Origin of the sequence: Rhizobium sp. BE258 (genome assembly GCF_031457345.1) — a bacterium.
Lineage (GTDB): Bacteria > Pseudomonadota > Alphaproteobacteria > Rhizobiales > Rhizobiaceae > Rhizobium.
The window spans coordinates 223,727-240,489 of record NZ_JAVDWL010000004.1 but is presented as its reverse complement, the minus strand read 5'-3'; the positions used below and the strand labels follow the sequence as shown (position 1 = coordinate 240,489).

Below are 16,763 nucleotides of genomic sequence, written 5' to 3'. Positions count from 1 at the left end.
GCAAGGGATATGCCAATGCCGACGAGGTGCAAGCCGACGACCTCTGCTGGCGGAGAAGATGTTCGCCGACAAAAGTCTGGCAACGAAGGCACCTTAGACAGGTCGGACGACGACCAGCGGCTTCCGCAGCCCCCATCCGAAGAGGAGCAGGAGATGACTAAGATCACAACCGGCCCCAACGACGCCCCGAAGGACGCGACGCTCGCACAAAGCGCCCCCGGCCTTCCCGAAGATACCAGCCTTCCTGTCGAAGCGACGGAAGAAGAAGCTCTCTGGATAAAGGCAAAGGTCAAGGGCACAAACGACGAAGGACGCAATGACGCCCGCGATCTCGCAGCGCAGCTCGCCCGTACCAAACACGGTACCGCCTGATGCCGGGAACGTTCTCCTCGCTCAGCATCTTCGCCTACGACCTTGATGACCGAGGCGAGCCCGTCCAGGCATGGGAGACCGTAGTCGGCGAGACGGAGGCAGAGGCCATCGGCGAAGCAAAAGAAGCAGCCGGCCACCACGCCGGCGTTCTTGTGGTGCGGCGAGATGGCCGTCCCGCAGTCGGAGAAGAAGGCGACCCCGTCGTCGTCTTCCGGCTAGGTAGAACCGGCGACTTCGACTAGAGATCTATCATGAACGTGTTCCTCGATTTCGAAGCTTCCTCGCTTGGCAAGCACAGCTACCCGATCGAAATCGCATGGGTGTTCGAGGACGGCCGGTCACGGTCCCTCCTGATCGCCCCGGCGCCGAACTGGACGGATTGGTCGGCAGCGGCCGAAGGCATCCACGGCATCTCCCGAACGGCGCTAGCCAATGAAGGCGTTCCGGTTACCCTTGTCGTCCGAGAGATGATGGCGACGCTCGCAAATCATGATCTCTACGCGAGCTCACCGTCGTGGGATGGGAAGTGGCTCAGCGTCCTCCTTCGCGCTGGTGGCGTTGCGAGACACGCGCTTCGCGTTCGCAAGTCGGACGATCTCTTCGTTGAATTTGCTTCGAAGCGGCTTCACGACAGCCAAATGCGGGGCGTCGACCCTGCTGCGCTCGTCTCCGAAGTTATAGCCGGCTCAGAGCCCGCTAGGCCTGCCCATCGCGCGCTCCCGGACGCCGCCCTAGAACTCAAGAGATTGCACATGGTGCAAGAGGCCGTCGAGAGCTTAGTCGCCGCGCCGTCGCGTACCCAAAACGCCGAAGGGTGAACCAACCGACTCCGGCTTTGAGACTGGTCGGCGAATTCTAAGAACCGACGGCGCAACCGATATCTTTGAGATGAAAGGAGGCAACATCCTCGATCCGCCTTTCCGCGATGACAAGCTGGGCGTCGCTCATCCCCGCTTCGTACGCGGGCATATCCCCGACCCGCTACATGTGGTGCGCAACATGGCATGCGCGTCGTGACCAGGAGGACGCGTCATCCGTGCGACGACGACTAAGACGGACTACTGCTCTGGCCCGAGCCACCGGGGATTTCGCCGGTCTGGCATGCGCACCAGCAAACCTATGATAGGAATGGAAACGATCCCGTCGTCGGTCGTCGCCTCGTGCAGTTGCTTCATCAAGCTGGCTTAGTTCCTCGCCGCAACACATTCGTCTTCTTCGGCGGCTGCGCAGGCGATCGCGATTTCGAAGACCTAGTCCGGAACATAGCGAGTATCGTCGACGAAGCGATCGACGACATCATCGCAACCGGGCTTTCGCGAGACGCCGTCACAGCAGCGCTCGACGCTTTTATCGAATGGAGCAAGCCCCCGGATTCCGCGGTCTGGCGGGCCGCTGAACGTCACTGGCCTGCCGGTGTTGCGATGCGGTTCGACACCGGTAGCGAGGGTCTTCAAATCAGCGGCCAGATCGTCGGCCTATGGCAAGCCGAGTCAATCATCCTCCGTTGCTCGCTGCTGAAGAGTATCAGCTCGACGCGCGGCCTTTGTTCTCAAATCTGAATGTTTACATTGATGCGGCACGGCCTTTCCGAAATGGGCGCCGTGCCGGTCTGCCATAAAGTCTATCAGACGCCGCATCTTCGCTAGCCGCTCGCCTCGATCACGCTGGTGATTACCGCCGAACGGAGGGACGCGGCCGCAATTTACCGGCACCCTGGATGGGCCGTGTTCTTGTCGACGTTTGGCCTTGGAAGTCGGCTTCGGGCATTGAAAAGGAATTGCGAAGCAAACCCGCGTCTCGCAACGGCATCAGAGAAAGAGAAATCCCCTCTAGGACTACTGCTCTAGGGACAAGCCTGTCATCCTGCCAAGTGAGATGCCGCCAGCCTGTAAGCGCTTCACTGTGCAATCCAGGCAAAGCGCCATTCGTCGGGTTGACCTAGCGCGTAATTATATCTGGCCGTACCGGTCAAATCTTGTCTGGCCTTCATCTCGTCCATCAGCCAGGCTGCAGATGGAATTCCCGGCAGCTAACAACGATGCACCGCTCCTGCCACTTCATCAAGGGTTCCCACCCCGATTTTGGGAATGGCTCCAGGCCTCATCAGGGTCCAACTGTACTGTTTCATGCAAGCTCCACCATGACGTGTTACATAGCGCGCCCTCCACACTTTGGGGGGCTCGGCCGCGCGGCCACGTGCACACGACCGAATACAAAAATGCACTTGGCCGTGTTCTGGTTCCTGCGCGGCTACACTGAAGTCCAGCACATTAAGCGTGTTGCCATGTCTTCGGCTTGATGGTTCAATCGGCACGGCTGAAACAGGCATCAGCCTTCTGGACCCATCCAGCTCTTGGCCCGCCCGACGTTCTCCGGCGGGCCTTTTGCTAGATTGGCGAATCTCAACAGAGCATTGACGTCATCGTTTGACGGGACGCCCAAGACTTTGCACAGGCCCACGCTTGTACGATCTCCACACGTGCGGCTGGAAGGAATAGGCTTGATCGTCGGTAACTACCGCCGCGCGAGGTTCACCCGCGAGGCCGTGGTCGATCAAAGCAAGCCAACAGCGCCCGGGGTAAACGACACGCTTCTGATTAAGCACGGGCCGCGGGGCCTCGAGCCTTGCCCGCAATATGCGCTGCGCGGTCACGATGAGGGCAGTTCCTTGAGACTTAGCGGGGTTTGATCACCTGCCATGTCGCTCGGTTGCCGCCACCATCTAGGCGGCAGCCGAAACCCTAAACGAGATCGCTACCACAGGAAGTGTGTGTCTGCATTCCAGCCTTCGTGTCGGCTCTCACGGGCAACGTGTCGCCACATCGATACCGTCGTTTCGATGCACGGCTTTCGAACACCGTGCATCTCCTCGACCACAGGGCCAAATCCTCATCTTTTTAAACCGCAGTCCGGCATCCCATTGGGGAAAGGTCCGTACTTCCGGTGTGGTGCACGGAACTAAGAATTCCGCAAATCGAGTTCTATTAGTGCTGACTGAACCTCATCGATTAAGACCGGTTCTGGCGTTCCCGGCAAGTGCCGAAGCGCCGGCTTCGAGTCGACCGCGTAAAGGTCGGACGCCCACGCAGCAAGGATCGTCCGTTTGTCATCGGTCGAGAGAGACGACGCCTCTACAACATCTGTCGGCCGTCTAAGATGCATCCCCCGCATCAACACAATCGGACCCATTGTTGCTGCATTGTCGATCAACTGCTGCAACACGATGTGCCTCATAATACTTGACCTCACTGCACGTGGGGATCGCGGTCGCTTCGCGCGCGAGACGCCACGACAGCAGATGTTTGAGGCGCAAGAAGTTCATGCTTCTGCGCGAATGCTACAAACAAACCACGCGCCGTCTCCGCTTCGATCTCGCCACGAAGCGCCGCCTGGCATGCTTTAAGGGCGACTGAATGCGCCGTGTCCCTGAACGAAGTAGGCCACTCAACAAGATGTCGGTAAGCATCCATGACGGTGCGAACTTCTGCAGGAAAGCCAAGGCCGACGAGAATGGTGACAGGTTTTCTGAACATATCGGGTTTCATCGTTCTCTCCTTTCCAACCCGGAATGTCGATGGGCGCCATCGCGATGGCGCCGCTGACCATTGAATGAACTAAAAGGTCACGCCGCCTTCTGCGCTTCGATCTGCGCAGGAGCAGTCGACGTCAACGCAGGCGTACTCTGGATTGAGATCTTCCTGGGCTTCAATGCTTCAGGGATCTCACGGACCAACTCAATCGAGAGAAGACCGCTGTTCAAATCTGCTCCGTTCACCCGGACATGGTCGGCAAGCTCGAACCGGTGTTCAAACGGGCGTCCGGCGATGCCGCGATGCAGGTAGCCATCGGCCGGTGTCTCCTGCTTCTTACCGGTGACGGTCAGCAGATTGGACTGGAAAGTGATATCGAGATCGTCCTGTGCAAATCCAGCCACCGCAATCGAGATCGTATAGGTGTCGTCATTGTTCTTGACGATGTCATAAGGCGGCCAGTCGTTGGCCGACCGGGCACGCTGGGCGTTCTCCAGAAGAGTGAAGATCCGGTCGAAACCTACGCTCGAGCGGTAGAGAGGTGCGTAGTCGTAAGATGTTGCCATAGCCATATCCTCCTTGAAGCAACATGGGTACGAGAGTGCCAAAAGCGGTGCTCCCGGCGAAGTCAGCCCTGTCTCAGCGGCTGGCAGTAATCGATTTGGTTTTAGCGATTTTCCATTTCAAGATCGGCTGCGCATTTTTTTCGCCGATCGCAAGTTGCCCCATCGTCAGTGCACTGAGCGACTGAGAACGCGATGCGGGTACGCTGCTTTGAACTTTGAAATCATCGCGCAGGCTTGCTGCAGTACCCGTTCGGTCGTTTCGGGATTGTCGCGCGCAAGTTCGTCGGCGTTTATGCGGATCGCTTGCGCCATATTCGCCGACATCACAGCAAAACGGCCCTCACCGTAGACAAGTGCATCTTGCGAGGCAGTCTCGAGCCAGCGCGCGAAATCAACAATGATCTCCTCCCTCTCCGGGATGCTGGCACCTTTGATGACTTTAATGTTTTCTTCCATGTGGTCTCACTCCATACAGACGTGGAAAGCGACCGGACTGATCAAGCCCCGATCGCCGGGTGAGCTAGGAAGCGGGAACATCAAAATCAAGAGTTCAGTGAAGCTTGAACTCGCCCTCGACACGGCGCCATTCGTTCGGTCCAATCAGACGCCGGTGTGTATAGCGGACGGAGTGTAGCGGTCCGTCGAGGCTGTTGCGCCAGAAGTCCAGGAATTTGCGCATTTCTGGAAAGTCCGGTGCAAGATCGTAGTCCTGCCAAACGTAGGTTTGCAGGACGGATTCAAAATCGGGAATGCGGTAGAGGATGTGCGCGGTGGTGAGGCCATAGCCGTTAAGCTGACGCTCGAAATCCGACGAGAATTGCATGCTTTATCTCCGGTTCATGACACTGCGAAGGTGACGTAAAATCGTCCACCTATCAACGGTATTCTTGAACCATCAAAGGCGTTTATTGTTCCTTTCCAGCATGTTAGCAGCCAGCGACATCGAGTGCTAATTTTTTCTCCCGCCCTCTTGAAATCACAAAATCTCGAAAATAAATTTTGAACGCGAACGCTCAGATGAGGTTCGCCCCGTCCGGATTGGTCACCCGGTCCGGCAGGGGATTTTGCGTCATCTTTTTTGTCCAATGGAGGAAAACATGTCGTTCCGACCGCTTCATGATCGCATTCTTGTCCGTCGGGTTGAATCCGAAGAAAAGACCAAGGGCGGGATCATCATCCCTGACACTGCCAAGGAAAAGCCGCAGGAAGGCGAAGTTGTCGCCGCTGGCCCTGGTGCACGCAACGAGGCTGGCCAGATCCAGGCGCTCGACGTCAAGGCTGGCGACCGCATTCTGTTCGGCAAATGGTCCGGCACCGAAATCAAGATCAACGGCGAAGATCTGCTGATCATGAAGGAAAGCGACGTCCTGGGCATTATAGAAGCTCAGGCCGAGCAGAAGCGGGCCGCGTAATCACGCATTACCGCCCATCAGTCAAAAAGCTGCCTATTGAAGGAGTGAACAAATGGCTGCGAAAGAAGTCAAATTCAACACTGATGCACGCGAACGCATGCTGCGTGGGGTCGATGTCCTTGCCAACGCCGTGAAGGTCACGCTTGGCCCAAAAGGCCGCAACGTTGTCATCGACAAGTCCTACGGCGCGCCGCGCATTACCAAGGACGGTGTTTCGGTCGCCAAGGAAATTGAACTAGAAGACAAGTTCGAGAACATGGGCGCCCAGATGCTGCGCGAGGTGGCATCGAAGACCAACGATCTCGCCGGCGACGGGACCACCACCGCAACTGTCCTCGCCCAGGCGATCGTCAAGGAAGGCGCCAAGGCCGTCGCCTCCGGTCTGAACCCGATGGACCTTAAGCGCGGCATCGATATTGCCGTCGACGCCGTCGTTAAGGAACTGAAGACCAACGCCCGCAAGATCACCAGCAATTCCGAAATCGCCCAGGTCGGCACCATCTCGGCCAACGGCGACGAAGAGATCGGCAAATATCTAGCAGAGGCGATGGAAAAGGTCGGCAACGAAGGCGTCATCACCGTCGAGGAAGCCAAGACCGCCGAGACCGAGCTCGAAGTTGTCGAAGGCATGCAATTCGACCGCGGTTACCTCTCGCCGTACTTCGTAACCAATCAGGACAAGATGCGCGTCGAGTTCGAGGACCCCTATATCCTCATCCACGAGAAAAAGCTGTCGAACCTTCAGTCCTTGCTGCCGGTCCTCGAAGCCGTCGTGCAGTCCTCCAAACCGCTGCTGATTATCGCGGAAGATGTGGAAGGCGAGGCGCTCGCAACGCTCGTCGTCAACAAGCTGCGCGGTGGTCTGAAGATCGCGGCTGTCAAGGCGCCGGGGTTCGGCGATCGCCGCAAGGCGATGCTCGAAGACATCGCCATCCTGACCGGCGGCACTGTCATCTCCGAAGATCTCGGCATCAAGCTTGAGAACGTAACGCTCGACATGCTCGGTCGAGCCAAGAAGGTGGCGATCGAGAAAGAAAACACCACCATCATCGACGGCGTTGGCTCCAAGTCCGAGATCGACGGCCGCGTCGCCCAGATCCGGGCGCAGATCGAAGAGACCACGTCCGACTACGATCGCGAGAAGCTGCAGGAACGTTTGGCCAAGCTGGCAGGCGGCGTTGCGGTGATCCGTGTCGGTGGCTCGACGGAAGTCGAGGTCAAGGAGAAGAGGGATCGCGTCGACGACGCGCTTCATGCAACGCGTGCCGCCGTCGAGGAAGGCATCCTGCCGGGCGGTGGTGTTGCGTTGTTGCGGGCTGTAAAGGCACTCGACGATCTTGCAACCGCCAACCAAGACCAGAAGGTTGGTATCGAGATCGTCCGCAGGGCGATCGAGGCCCCCGTTCGCCAGATCGCCGAAAACGCTGGTGCCGAAGGCTCCGTCATCGTCGGCAAGCTGCGTGAAAAGACCGACTTCTCCTTCGGCTGGAACGCCCAGACCGGCGAATACGGCGATCTTTATACACAGGGCGTCATCGATCCGGCCAAGGTCGTGCGGACCGCACTCCAGGATGCGGCCTCGGTCGCCGGCCTTCTGGTGACGACCGAGGCGATGATCGCCGAGAAGCCCAAGAAGGATGCTGCGCCGGCGATCCCGGCTGGGGCAGGCATGGATTTCTAAACAATCGGGCCAGGCTCGCCCCACTCGCTGGGGCGAGCCAATTGCGGAGTGGTTATGAGCTTGCCATCGAAAGAAGACGCGCGTCTGTGCGCGGGTGTTGTCAGGGAGATCGCACGGGCCAAAGGAATAACGGGTGACCCGACCTCCGTCGGAGCGCTGACGGTAGCAGTCGCCAGACTCTTCAATAAGGGTCTGCGGGACCGCGAAACTCTTCTGTCAGACGCAATGACAATCGTCGATGAGCTGATGTCTGATAAGGAACGTGACTCGCTTTCCGGCGTGCTGCGACACATGAACCGAGGTGCCATCGATCGTCTATCGAGCCAGACGATGAGTGAGGACAACCAGCAATAGCAGCCAAGCCGGCCACTTAGCACTGCTTCATCCGGTGAACATCATCCCCGTAAGACGTCCCGACGACGTAACGTCTGCCGCCTTACTCTCTGATGAACATAACCGTGGATAAGGGCGGCAAGTCCGCCTCTATAGAAAACGATCGACCATGCGCGGCATTGGTTTGGGACTGAGCGTCTGAAGTTGCCATGCCGGAGCCCCCATATACTGTATCATCGGTGCTGAGGATTCGGCGCCAAAGGCCGTCCAACGGCACGCCTATCCGGTAACGGTGCCGTGGTACCGGCGTAAAGTTTGATACGATGAGGCAGACGGCCTTTTGCTTTTCGTCGTACCGGATCATCGCCAGCACAGAATGTTCAGCATCGTCAGCGACAGCCCACTCGAATCCATCCGAATTCAGATCTCCGTATTGTAGGGGTGGAAAATAAGAATACACTCGGTTCAAATCCCTGACCAATCGCTGGAGCCCGCCATGGCGAGGCTCGTCGAGCAGATCCCACTCGACTGAAGTGTCGTGGTTCCACTCGCTCCGCTGTCCGATGTCGCACCCCATGAACAAAAGCTTTTTGCCTGGATGGCCCCACATGAAACCGTAAAGCGCTCTTAGGTTTGCAAGCTTCTGCCAGTCGTCGCCCGGCATCTTCGTCAGCAAGGAACCCTTACCGTGCACCACCTCGTCATGGGAAAACGGTAAGACAAACCTTTCCGTGTAGGCGTAGATCATCCCGAATGTCATAGAGCTGTGATGGTATTTGCGATAGACGGGATCATCCGACATGTAGTGGAGGGTGTCATGCATCCAGCCCATGTTCCACTTCATATCAAAGCCTAGGCCGCCATCTTCGGGCGACGCCGTCACCTTTGGGAACGCCGTTGATTCTTCGGCGATCATCAAGACGTTCGGGTGGCGTTCATGCACGACGCTATTAAGATGCTTGAAAAATTCGATGGCTTCCAGGTTCTCGCGGCCCCCATACCGGTTGGGTATCCATTCCCCTTCTGGCCGGCTATAGTCTCGGTAAAGCATCGAGGCCACGGCGTCGACACGAAGTCCGTCAACATGATACCTGTCCAACCACTCCAAAGCGCTGGCGATCAGGAAGCCTTTCACCTCGGCCCGGCCCAAGTTGTAGATCAGTGTATTCCAGTCGCGGTGATACCCTTCTCGCGGGTCCTCGTGCTCGTACAAAGCCGTTCCGTCGAACCGAGCGAGGCCCCAGACGTCACTGGGGAAGTGAGCTGGAACCCAGTCCAGAATGACGCCGATATCACTATCGTGGCAGCGGTCTACGAAATAGCCGAAGTCCTCTGGCGTGCCATACCGTCCTGTCGGCGCAAACAGCCCTAAAGGCTGATATCCCCATGAACCGCCGAACGGATATTCCATGATGGGCAAGAGCTCGACATGGGTGAACCCCATTTCTTTGACGTACGGTATCAGCCGCTGCGAGAGCTCGAACCAGTCGAGTGACCTGCCCCCGTCGGTCATTTCCCGTAGCCACGATCCAGCATGGACCTCGTAAATCGATATCGCACGACCCAAAACGTTTGTGCTTGCGCGTTTCTCCATCCACCGAGCGTCGCGCCACCTGACGGGTTCAGGGGACGCAACGACGGAAGCCGTAGACGGCGCGGCTTCAGCAGCTCGTGCGACTGGATCGGCCTTCTGCGCGAGCACGCTCCCCTGACCATCCAAAATCTCGAACTTGTAGCGCTCTCCAACCGTCAGATCCGGAATAAAGATCTCCCACACGCCAGCCTCGCGCCTCAGGCGCATAGGATGTCGTCGACCGTCCCAGGTGTTGAAGTCACCAACAACCGACACCCGACGGGCATTCGGCGCCCAGACGGCAAAACGGACACCCTCAACGTCTTCGACCCAAATCGGATTCGCGCCGAGCGCCGATGCAAGTTGATAGTGCGTTCCCTGGGAAATCAGATGAAGGTCGAGTTCGCCGAGCAGCGGAGCAAACCGATAGGGATCGTCGGTTTCCTGCGCGCCACCTGGCCAGAGGATTTTCAGCCGGTACTTTGCGCCGCTTTCGACCGAAGCTTCGAAGACTCCAGCCGGGTGCACTCGCGCCGATACCGCGAGAACCGTGCCGCTGAGGCTGTCAAGCAACTCGACGCCGAGCGACCCTGGAAAAAACGTGCGGACCTTCGTCTCGCCGTCGGCTGTTTTATGCGGACCGAGAACGTCGAAAGGGTCCCCGTGCCGGCCCTCGACGATCGCAACCAGTTCATCGGGATCAAGATCCGATGTCATCGCTACTGCTTGCTGTGTCATGCAGGCTCTCCTTGGAGCCGCGACACGATTTCGGCGAAACCAAACAGAGGTATCGGAAGCCACTTCGGCCGGTTGCGGGCCTCGTAGGCGATTTCGTAAGCGGCCTTCTCCAAGAGAAAGATGTCGAGGAGTTCTTGTACCGTCTGGGGATCACTTGGCAGGTTCGACGATCCAGCCAAGGCATGAGTGTAATTTTCAAGAAAAAGTCGTTTGGCGGAAGTGCCGAACCGGACGATAAGTTGGCGCCGGCGTTCATCGTGATGGTCGGAAACAGCGTCGTTCTCGAGCGTCGCGGTTGCCACCAGGTAGTCTAGCGAGCGTAGTAGTCCCGCCGCGTCCCGCAGGGGGCTCGTCTTGGCACGACGCTCCGCGAGATTGCGCGCAGGTTCGCCTTCGAAGTCGATGATGACGGCGTCGCCTTCGGTCACCAAAATCTGACCCAGATGGAAATCGCCATGGGCGCGCGTAAGAAGCGTCGTCGCAGATTTTTCAGATCGCCGAGCCGCGAGATCTAGGATCTGGTCCCTCTCAGCTAGCAGCGACCGAACGGCATCTTCGAGCGGGCCCTCAATAGTATCAGCGATCTCCTGCAGTTTCGAGAATGCATACGCGATTTCCCCGGTGACCGATCTTTTGATCGTGTCGACGTCCGCCAATCCAGCCCGGCGGGGTGCGAAAGACGGATCTTCGGTCGGCTTGGCTAGCAGCACATGCAGCTCCCCGAGGCGCTGGCCGATCATGGCCACGAAACTCAGAAGTGGCCTTAATTGATCGTCGGCAGCGTCCAGCTCGGCTTCGGTGGTCGCAACCTCGTCGGCAACGCGACGCAGATTGGCGAGCATCCAGTTCCACGCGTCTCCCTGGTTGCGGATAGCGCCTTGCACGACGATAAGTGTTGAGCGGCGCCCTTCTCCGTCGGTGCGAGCGACCTCGCCAAGAAGGGGTGCAGTGTGTTCATATCCCTGCAGGGTTAGATGGCGCGTCATCTCTACTTCGGGATGGATGCCTTCAAAGACGTGCCTAATGAGTTTTATCATTGCGACGTCGCCAACGATGAGAGAACTATTAGACTGCTCGGCTGATAACCACCTGATTTCCATCTCGTCGTTGATATCCAGGCGGTCAAGGAAGTCGGTTCCAATATACTCTATGGTCCCGGACCGACCAGTGATCTTAGATCGATTTTTCAGACCCTCGATGATCCCCCGCGCCATGGGCTCGACGGTAAATCCATCCGTCAAGAAACCGACACGCCGCCCCTGCCGAATTCTCGCGAGGGCCAGTTGTTGCCCGAGGATGTTGGGCGTGGTGTCATCCCATTCGATCGCGAGCGGAAGCTGATAGCTTTCGACGTGATCGGGCAAGACTGCCTCGACTTCACCGAGCACGACGCCGTCGGCGAAGGGTATGGAGCTCGCCGAAATCAGTCTCGCCGACTGAAGCGGCTGGTCCTTTGCGCCGAACCATCGCCGTCTCGCCAGGTACGCCGGAAGAATGTCGCCGGCCAGCACGGCTTGATGTGGAGTTTCATCGAAAAGTTCGGTGAGGCTGCGCCGGATCACAACCGTATGAAAATCTGGAAGTTGCTCCGGCGGAGCGGTGCGCCATGCGGGACCGTCCGATTGAGCGTTGAGTTGAAACCAGAAGAATCCGTAGGGTGGCAGCGTCAGAAGATAGGTGAGCTGCCCGATCGGCGGAAAAGGCGACATACCCGTAAGCTCGACAGGCACTCGACCCTCGTAAGCCGAGAGGTCAAGTTCGACGGCTTGAGGGACTCGCGACAGGTTGGCCACGCACAGTATCACCTCGTCGTCATGCTCGCGGATATAGGCCAGAATGCGCCGGTTCTCCGGTGTCAGAAATCGGAGCGATCCTCTGCCGAAAGCGGGATGGCGACTGCGCAAGGCCAGCATTCGGCGCGTCCAGTTCAACAACGAGTGCGCGTCTGAAGTCTGGGATTCGACGTTGAGGGCCTCATAGCCATATTGCGCGTCCGAAACGGGCGGAAGCACCAAGCGCGCAGGATTGGCTTTAGAAAACCCGCCATTACGATCGGGGGACCACTGCATCGGTGTGCGAACGCCGTCGCGATCTCCGAGATAGATGTTGTCGCCCATTCCGATCTCGTCGCCATAGTACAGCACAGGTGTGCCACGCATCGATAGAAGAAGTGCGTTCATCAGCTCGATCCGCCTACGGTCGCGCTCCATGAGCGGTGCGAGACGGCGCCGGATGCCGAGATTGATACGCGCCCGCTTGTCGGACGCATACGTGTCCCAGAGGTAGTCGCGTTCCGCATCGGTCACCATCTCCAGCGTCAGCTCGTCGTGATTTCGCAGAAAGATCGCCCACTGGCATGTATCAGGAATGTCCGGGGTCTGCCGCATAATGTCTGTGATCGGAAAGCGATCCTCCTTTGCAATTGCCATATACATCCGCGGCATGAGGGGGAAATGAAACGCCATGTGGCACTCGTCTCCATCCCCGAAATATTCGCGGGTATCCTCCGGCCACTGGTTGGCCTCGGCAAGCAGCATGACGCCAGGATGGGTTTCGTCGAGCGCCGCTCGGATCCGCTTCAGGATTGCATGCGTTTCCGGCAGGTTCTCGTTATTCGTCCCTTCACGTTCAACCAGGTAAGGGATTGCGTCCAGACGAAAACCATCGATTCCCGTCTCCAGCCAAAAGCGCATCACAGACAGCAGTTCTTTCATTACGAGTGGATTGTCGAAATTAAGATCGGGCTGGTGCGAGTAGAAGCGATGCCAGTAGTATGCCCCAGCGGTCTGATCCCAAGTCCAATTGGATTTCTCGGTGTCTATGAATATGATGCGGGTCTCGGGGAATTTACGGTCGTTGTCGGACCAGACATAGAAGTCGCGTTCGGGGCTCCCCGGAGCAGACTGCCTCGCCCGTTGAAACCAGGGGTGCTGGTCGGAGGTATGGTTGATGACCAGCTCCATAATCACCCGGATGTTCCGATCGTGGGCGGCTGCAACGAATTTGCGGAAGTCGACAATCGTGCCGTAATCGGGACTGACGCTGCCATAGTCTGCGATGTCGTAACCGTCGTCGCGCCGCGGTGAAGGAAAGAAGGGCAGCAGCCAGATGGCATTGACGCCAAGCGCCGCAACGTGATCGAGCTTTTCGAAGAGTCCTTCGAAATCCCCTATCCCATCGCCGTTGGCGTCGTAGAACGACTTAATGTGCAACTGATAAATGATGGCGTCCTTGTACCACAGCGTGGAGTCCGCAGTCTCGGTCCGGTTCTCGCTTGTCGACACGGCGTCCATTTCAAATCTCTCCTGTTCTGACGCGCCAGATTGCGAACGGCAAATGCCACGGATCCAGCCGGAGCGTCTGCCACTTGCCCGTAAGCAAGAACCTTCGGCCGCTGACCAGGTCCTCTAAGTCCAGTGTGCCGCCATCGTCTTTTCCAAACTGCCATAACGGGATCTCGACAGTACTTTCCTCGATTCCGTGAGGGTTGAGGCAAATCCCAACGAGCAAAACATTGTGACGGCCGGGCGCCGCCTTCTCAAAAAACATCACATTGGGATTTGAAGAACTGAGGAGTGTAAGACCAAGGTGGGAATGGAGAGCGGAATTGTCGCGCCGAATGCGGTTCAACATCGTGATTTCAGGTTTTATGTTGCCGGGACGGTCATAGTCCCAAGCGCGAATTTCATATTTCTCGCTGTCAGCATATTCCTTGCGCTTGACGTCCGGACGGCCCTCGCAAAGTTCGAAACCGTTATAGACGCCCCAGAGCCCTGACAGCGTCGCAGCCAAGGCAGCGCGGATGGCGAATGCTGGCCGTGGAGCATCCTGGAGAAAGTCCGGATTGATGTCGTGCGTGTTGACAAAGAAGTGCGGCCGAAAGAATTCCTTGGCCTCGGTCTGGGTAATCTCCATCATGTACTGCTCGAGCTCCCACTTGGTGTTGCGCCAAGTGAAATAGGTGTAAGACTGCGAAAAGCCGACCTTGGCCAAGCGGTACATCACCTTCGGTCGCGTAAACGCTTCCGACAGAAACACGACGTCTGGGTGACGAGCGCGGATGTCGCCAATCAACCACTCCCAGAGGGGGAACGGTTTGGTGTGCGGATTGTCCACGCGGAACAGTTTGACGCCCTCGTCCACCCATAGCTGGACAATATCGCGCAGTTCCTCCCAAAGGGCGGGCACCGCGTCCTTGGAATAGAAGTCGACATTGACGATGTCTTCGTACTTCTTGGGCGGGTTTTCGGCGTAGCGAATGGTGCCATCCGGGCGCCATTCGAACCAGCCTGGGTGATCCGTTAGCCAAGGGTGGTCCGGGGATGCTTGGATCGCGAGGTCCAACGCAAGTTCCAATCCATGTTCTCGGGTTGCCTTGGCAAGACGCCTAAACCCTTCGAAGCCACCGAGCTCCGGATGTATTGCATCATGGCCCCCCTCCGGCGACCCGATTGCGTAAGGGCTGCCGGGATCGCCCGGCTCCGCCCTAAGACTGTTGTTACGACCTTTCCGGTTCGTACTTCCGATCGGATGAATGGGGGGAAAATATAGGACGTCAAATCCCATGTCGCGAATTGCCGGTAGTCGGCTGATGACGTCGTCGAACGTGCCGTGACGCTCGGTGTCACCGCTTTGCGACCGCGGAAAGACCTGGTACCAGCTTGCGAATGCAGCCTGCACTCGTTCAGCGTCAACAAGCGAGGGTGGTGAACGGGTGCGGAATGGACGCTCGTCGGCTTCCGACATCAGTGCCGACAGATGAGAAGACAGAAGCACCTTCATCTTTTCACTAGGGTCGCTATTTGCCAAGATTTTTAAAACTTCAGTGATTTTTTCTCCGGGGGCCGCCATTCTTTCGCTGGCCTTGCGCAAAAGCGCCTCCCCCTCGATCAATTCGAGCGTGAGATCCAAACCAGCTTCAGCTTTCTTTGAGAGTTCATGGCGATATATGGCAAACGGATTTTTCCAAGCTTCAACGCAAAATTCATAGCGACCGATCCTGTCGAGCCGGAATTGCCCCACCCACCGATCGTTGTTGTCGAGGATGAGAGGAGATTCCGTCCAGTTGGCATCATCAATGGCACGATACAGAAGAGACGCTGCCAGCCGATCATGGCCATCGGCGAAAATGTCCGCTTTGACGGAAACTATCTCCCCGACAACGCGCTTTGCGGCAAAACGCCCTTGATCGACTTGCGGCTCGATATTCTCGATTGCGATCCGTTCCGACTCATCAGACGCCGCCCCCGGCGAAGACACGCTCTCGCTGACAATCTCGTCGCCTACGGCCGCATTGAGCAGTTGAAGTTCTCCAGCCGCTAGGAATCTAGGTTCGCTTCCGGGAGCTTGGACGAAAAAAGGCGCTGCGGCCTGTGAGACAATTTCCCAGGGCAAGGGACTGGGCCGGCGAAGGTCTCGGTTGATGACCACGATCCCCACCCGCTCCGCCACGCGAAGGTCATCGTGATCGGCTAAGGTTATGGCGGTTGCTTCCGGAGAAGTCACGTATGCCGTCGGCACCATCGGCCTTGAGGAGGCAATGGCGTCGTTGGCCTCCCGGACTGCTGAGGAAATATCGAATGCTCCGCCAGACCGAAGCATGTCGAAGTCTAGTTCTCCGCCACGCGTCACGTCGAGCGGAAGTACGGCACCAAATTCGAAACCCATCGGAATCATCAACCCGTCTCCGAGAGCGGCGGAGAGCCGGAGGGCACGCAAGGATCTTCGTTCTCGTACCTCGCGACCTTCTGTTCCATGGGCTAATCGTCTAGCGAAAGGCGCTTCTGGAAACGCCACCTGCAGGCCTAGCGCTCGTTGTAAACGGTGTTCTTGGAGAAACCATCCCTCGCGCATGTCCCACCAGGCAAGGGAGGAAAATACGCCATCAAAGCCGCGGCCCTCCAATCTGGCGCGAAAGGCGAAATCGGTACCGGGCGTATAGACGAGCCGCAACGGCCGCTTATGCCCGAAATCGAACCCACCCAGGCGTTGCAAATCTAAATCCCCAAGCCGTTCCAGTCCTAGGAACCGGAAGCCGGCGACGCCGAGTTCGGAAAGCTCCGAAACACGTGCAATGAGAGCTTGGGCGTCTAACGTCGCGCTGTCGGCGTGTCGCCATGGAGCAGATGGTGAGTGACGGGGATCAAGAGCCCCTAACCCAACGCCCCCTTCTGTTCGAAAGGTTGCAATCGGTGCGTCCATCATGAGGCCCAGGCCTCTAGATGCCGCGCTTTCACATAGAAACGATAGGGGGTCATTCAACGAGTTGGGAAGTCTCGACCCGTTATCGATAAAGTTGCGATTTGAAACGTTTACGATCCCACCGTAAAAAAGCGGCGCGGTCATCACTGTGTCAAAATGCAATGAGGCGGCGTGATCTAGGGTTTGCAGCCAGCTATTGGCGTCCGAAAGATCAATGAGGTTCACATAGTAAATCCGAGGTCTCGAAATTGGTAGTTGGCGCGCGGGCATCATAAACGCTGTCTCCAAGGTCGGGCATGGCGGGGCGCAGTACGCCAACCAGAGCCAAAGAAACTTCGAAATATGGCTGTTGTTCCA

The 16,763-nt window shown here is 57.7% G+C and carries 15 protein-coding genes; 7 read left to right on the top strand and 8 right to left on the bottom strand.

Going from position 1 to position 16,763, the window contains the following annotated elements; genetic code table 11:
• The first annotated feature begins 153 nt into the window (after positions 1–153).
• The 4 genes from J2X43_RS15615 (at position 154) to J2X43_RS15600 (ending at position 1,931) form a co-directional block, all read left to right on the top strand.
• Positions 154–372 (top strand): hypothetical protein, encoded by a 219-nt coding sequence (locus J2X43_RS15615; RefSeq protein WP_310295231.1) that lies wholly within the window; start codon positions 154–156, stop codon positions 370–372.
• The gene (locus J2X43_RS15610; protein WP_112389374.1) at positions 372–614 is read left to right on the top strand and encodes a hypothetical protein; all 243 of its coding nucleotides are present in this window, start codon (positions 372–374) and stop codon (positions 612–614) included. Before J2X43_RS15615 ends, J2X43_RS15610 begins: the two co-directional genes overlap by 1 nt.
• Positions 615–623: 9 nt before the next feature.
• Positions 624–1,190 (top strand): transcriptional regulator, encoded by a 567-nt coding sequence (locus J2X43_RS15605; protein ID WP_310295228.1) that lies wholly within the window; start codon positions 624–626, stop codon positions 1,188–1,190.
• Positions 1,191–1,532: 342 nt separating this feature from the next.
• The gene (locus J2X43_RS15600) at positions 1,533–1,931 is read left to right on the top strand and encodes a hypothetical protein (protein ID WP_310295226.1); all 399 of its coding nucleotides are present in this window, start codon (positions 1,533–1,535) and stop codon (positions 1,929–1,931) included.
• 1,399 nt (positions 1,932–3,330) lie between these two features.
• Here the strand turns inward: J2X43_RS15600 and J2X43_RS15595 are convergent.
• The 5 genes from J2X43_RS15595 to J2X43_RS15575 form a co-directional block, all read right to left on the bottom strand.
• Entirely contained in the window at positions 3,331–3,606 is a 276-nt protein-coding gene (locus J2X43_RS15595) for a hypothetical protein (RefSeq protein ID WP_112389376.1), read from the bottom strand.
• A gap of 11 nt (positions 3,607–3,617) precedes the next feature.
• Positions 3,618–3,917, bottom strand: a complete 300-nt coding sequence (locus J2X43_RS15590) for a DUF982 domain-containing protein (RefSeq protein WP_112443998.1) — start codon at positions 3,915–3,917, stop codon at positions 3,618–3,620.
• Positions 3,918–3,994: 77 nt separating this feature from the next.
• The gene (locus J2X43_RS15585) at positions 3,995–4,468 is read right to left on the bottom strand and encodes an Hsp20 family protein (RefSeq protein WP_310295222.1); all 474 of its coding nucleotides are present in this window, start codon (positions 4,466–4,468) and stop codon (positions 3,995–3,997) included.
• Positions 4,469–4,633: 165 nt separating this feature from the next.
• On the bottom strand, positions 4,634–4,924 hold the full coding sequence (locus J2X43_RS15580; protein WP_310295220.1) for a hypothetical protein: 291 nt from the start codon (positions 4,922–4,924) through the stop codon (positions 4,634–4,636).
• A 94-nt stretch (positions 4,925–5,018) separates the two neighbouring features.
• Positions 5,019–5,291, bottom strand: coding sequence for an usg protein (locus J2X43_RS15575; protein ID WP_112389380.1), 273 nt, complete (start codon positions 5,289–5,291; stop codon positions 5,019–5,021).
• 274 nt (positions 5,292–5,565) lie between these two features.
• On the opposite strand from J2X43_RS15575, the gene groES reads away from it, so the two are divergent.
• Genes groES through J2X43_RS15560 form a run of 3 tightly spaced genes read left to right on the top strand, consistent with a single transcriptional unit; the run spans position 5,566 to position 7,915 of the window.
• The gene (groES, locus tag J2X43_RS15570) at positions 5,566–5,880 is read left to right on the top strand and encodes a co-chaperone GroES (RefSeq protein WP_168600401.1); all 315 of its coding nucleotides are present in this window, start codon (positions 5,566–5,568) and stop codon (positions 5,878–5,880) included.
• 52 nt (positions 5,881–5,932) lie between these two features.
• Positions 5,933–7,561 (top strand): chaperonin GroEL, encoded by a 1,629-nt coding sequence (gene groL / locus J2X43_RS15565; protein ID WP_310295216.1) that lies wholly within the window; start codon positions 5,933–5,935, stop codon positions 7,559–7,561.
• Between the two features lie 54 nt (positions 7,562–7,615).
• Complete coding sequence (locus J2X43_RS15560) at positions 7,616–7,915, top strand: hypothetical protein (RefSeq protein ID WP_310295214.1); 300 nt, start codon at positions 7,616–7,618, stop codon at positions 7,913–7,915.
• A gap of 82 nt (positions 7,916–7,997) precedes the next feature.
• Here J2X43_RS15560 and glgB read toward each other — a convergent pair whose 3' ends face one another.
• The 3 genes from glgB to J2X43_RS15545 are packed head-to-tail and all read right to left on the bottom strand — an operon-like array spanning position 7,998 to position 16,679.
• A complete protein-coding gene (gene glgB, locus J2X43_RS15555) occupies positions 7,998–10,205 on the bottom strand; it encodes a 1,4-alpha-glucan branching protein GlgB (protein ID WP_310295212.1) in 2,208 nt (735 codons plus the stop codon).
• Positions 10,202–13,498, bottom strand: a complete 3,297-nt coding sequence (treS, locus tag J2X43_RS15550; RefSeq protein ID WP_310295210.1) for a maltose alpha-D-glucosyltransferase — start codon at positions 13,496–13,498, stop codon at positions 10,202–10,204. The genes glgB and treS overlap by 4 nt, the downstream gene beginning before the upstream one ends.
• A gap of 1 nt (position 13,499) precedes the next feature.
• Positions 13,500–16,679, bottom strand: a complete 3,180-nt coding sequence (locus J2X43_RS15545; protein ID WP_310295208.1) for an alpha-1,4-glucan--maltose-1-phosphate maltosyltransferase — start codon at positions 16,677–16,679, stop codon at positions 13,500–13,502.
• Between the last annotated feature and the right edge of the window lie 84 nt (positions 16,680–16,763).

What these genes read in the sequence shown, in the direction of transcription:
- J2X43_RS15615 (WP_310295231.1), top strand. Translation starts at nt 154, where the DNA reads ATGACTAAGATCACAACCGGCCCCAACGACGCCCCGAAGGACGCGACG.
- J2X43_RS15610 (WP_112389374.1), top strand. Translation starts at nt 372, where the DNA reads ATGCCGGGAACGTTCTCCTCGCTCAGCATCTTCGCCTACGACCTTGAT.
- J2X43_RS15605 (WP_310295228.1), top strand. Translation starts at nt 624, where the DNA reads ATGAACGTGTTCCTCGATTTCGAAGCTTCCTCGCTTGGCAAGCACAGC.
- J2X43_RS15595 (WP_112389376.1), bottom strand. Translation starts at nt 3,606, where the DNA reads ATGAGGCACATCGTGTTGCAGCAGTTGATCGACAATGCAGCAACAATG.
- J2X43_RS15590 (WP_112443998.1), bottom strand. Translation starts at nt 3,917, where the DNA reads ATGAAACCCGATATGTTCAGAAAACCTGTCACCATTCTCGTCGGCCTT.
- J2X43_RS15585 (WP_310295222.1), bottom strand. Translation starts at nt 4,468, where the DNA reads ATGGCAACATCTTACGACTACGCACCTCTCTACCGCTCGAGCGTAGGT.
- J2X43_RS15580 (WP_310295220.1), bottom strand. Translation starts at nt 4,924, where the DNA reads ATGGAAGAAAACATTAAAGTCATCAAAGGTGCCAGCATCCCGGAGAGG.
- J2X43_RS15575 (WP_112389380.1), bottom strand. Translation starts at nt 5,291, where the DNA reads ATGCAATTCTCGTCGGATTTCGAGCGTCAGCTTAACGGCTATGGCCTC.
- groES (WP_168600401.1), top strand. Translation starts at nt 5,566, where the DNA reads ATGTCGTTCCGACCGCTTCATGATCGCATTCTTGTCCGTCGGGTTGAA.
- groL (WP_310295216.1), top strand. Translation starts at nt 5,933, where the DNA reads ATGGCTGCGAAAGAAGTCAAATTCAACACTGATGCACGCGAACGCATG.
- J2X43_RS15560 (WP_310295214.1), top strand. Translation starts at nt 7,616, where the DNA reads ATGAGCTTGCCATCGAAAGAAGACGCGCGTCTGTGCGCGGGTGTTGTC.
- glgB (WP_310295212.1), bottom strand. Translation starts at nt 10,205, where the DNA reads ATGACACAGCAAGCAGTAGCGATGACATCGGATCTTGATCCCGATGAA.
- treS (WP_310295210.1), bottom strand. Translation starts at nt 13,498, where the DNA reads ATGGACGCCGTGTCGACAAGCGAGAACCGGACCGAGACTGCGGACTCC.
- J2X43_RS15545 (WP_310295208.1), bottom strand. Translation starts at nt 16,679, where the DNA reads ATGATGCCCGCGCGCCAACTACCAATTTCGAGACCTCGGATTTACTAT.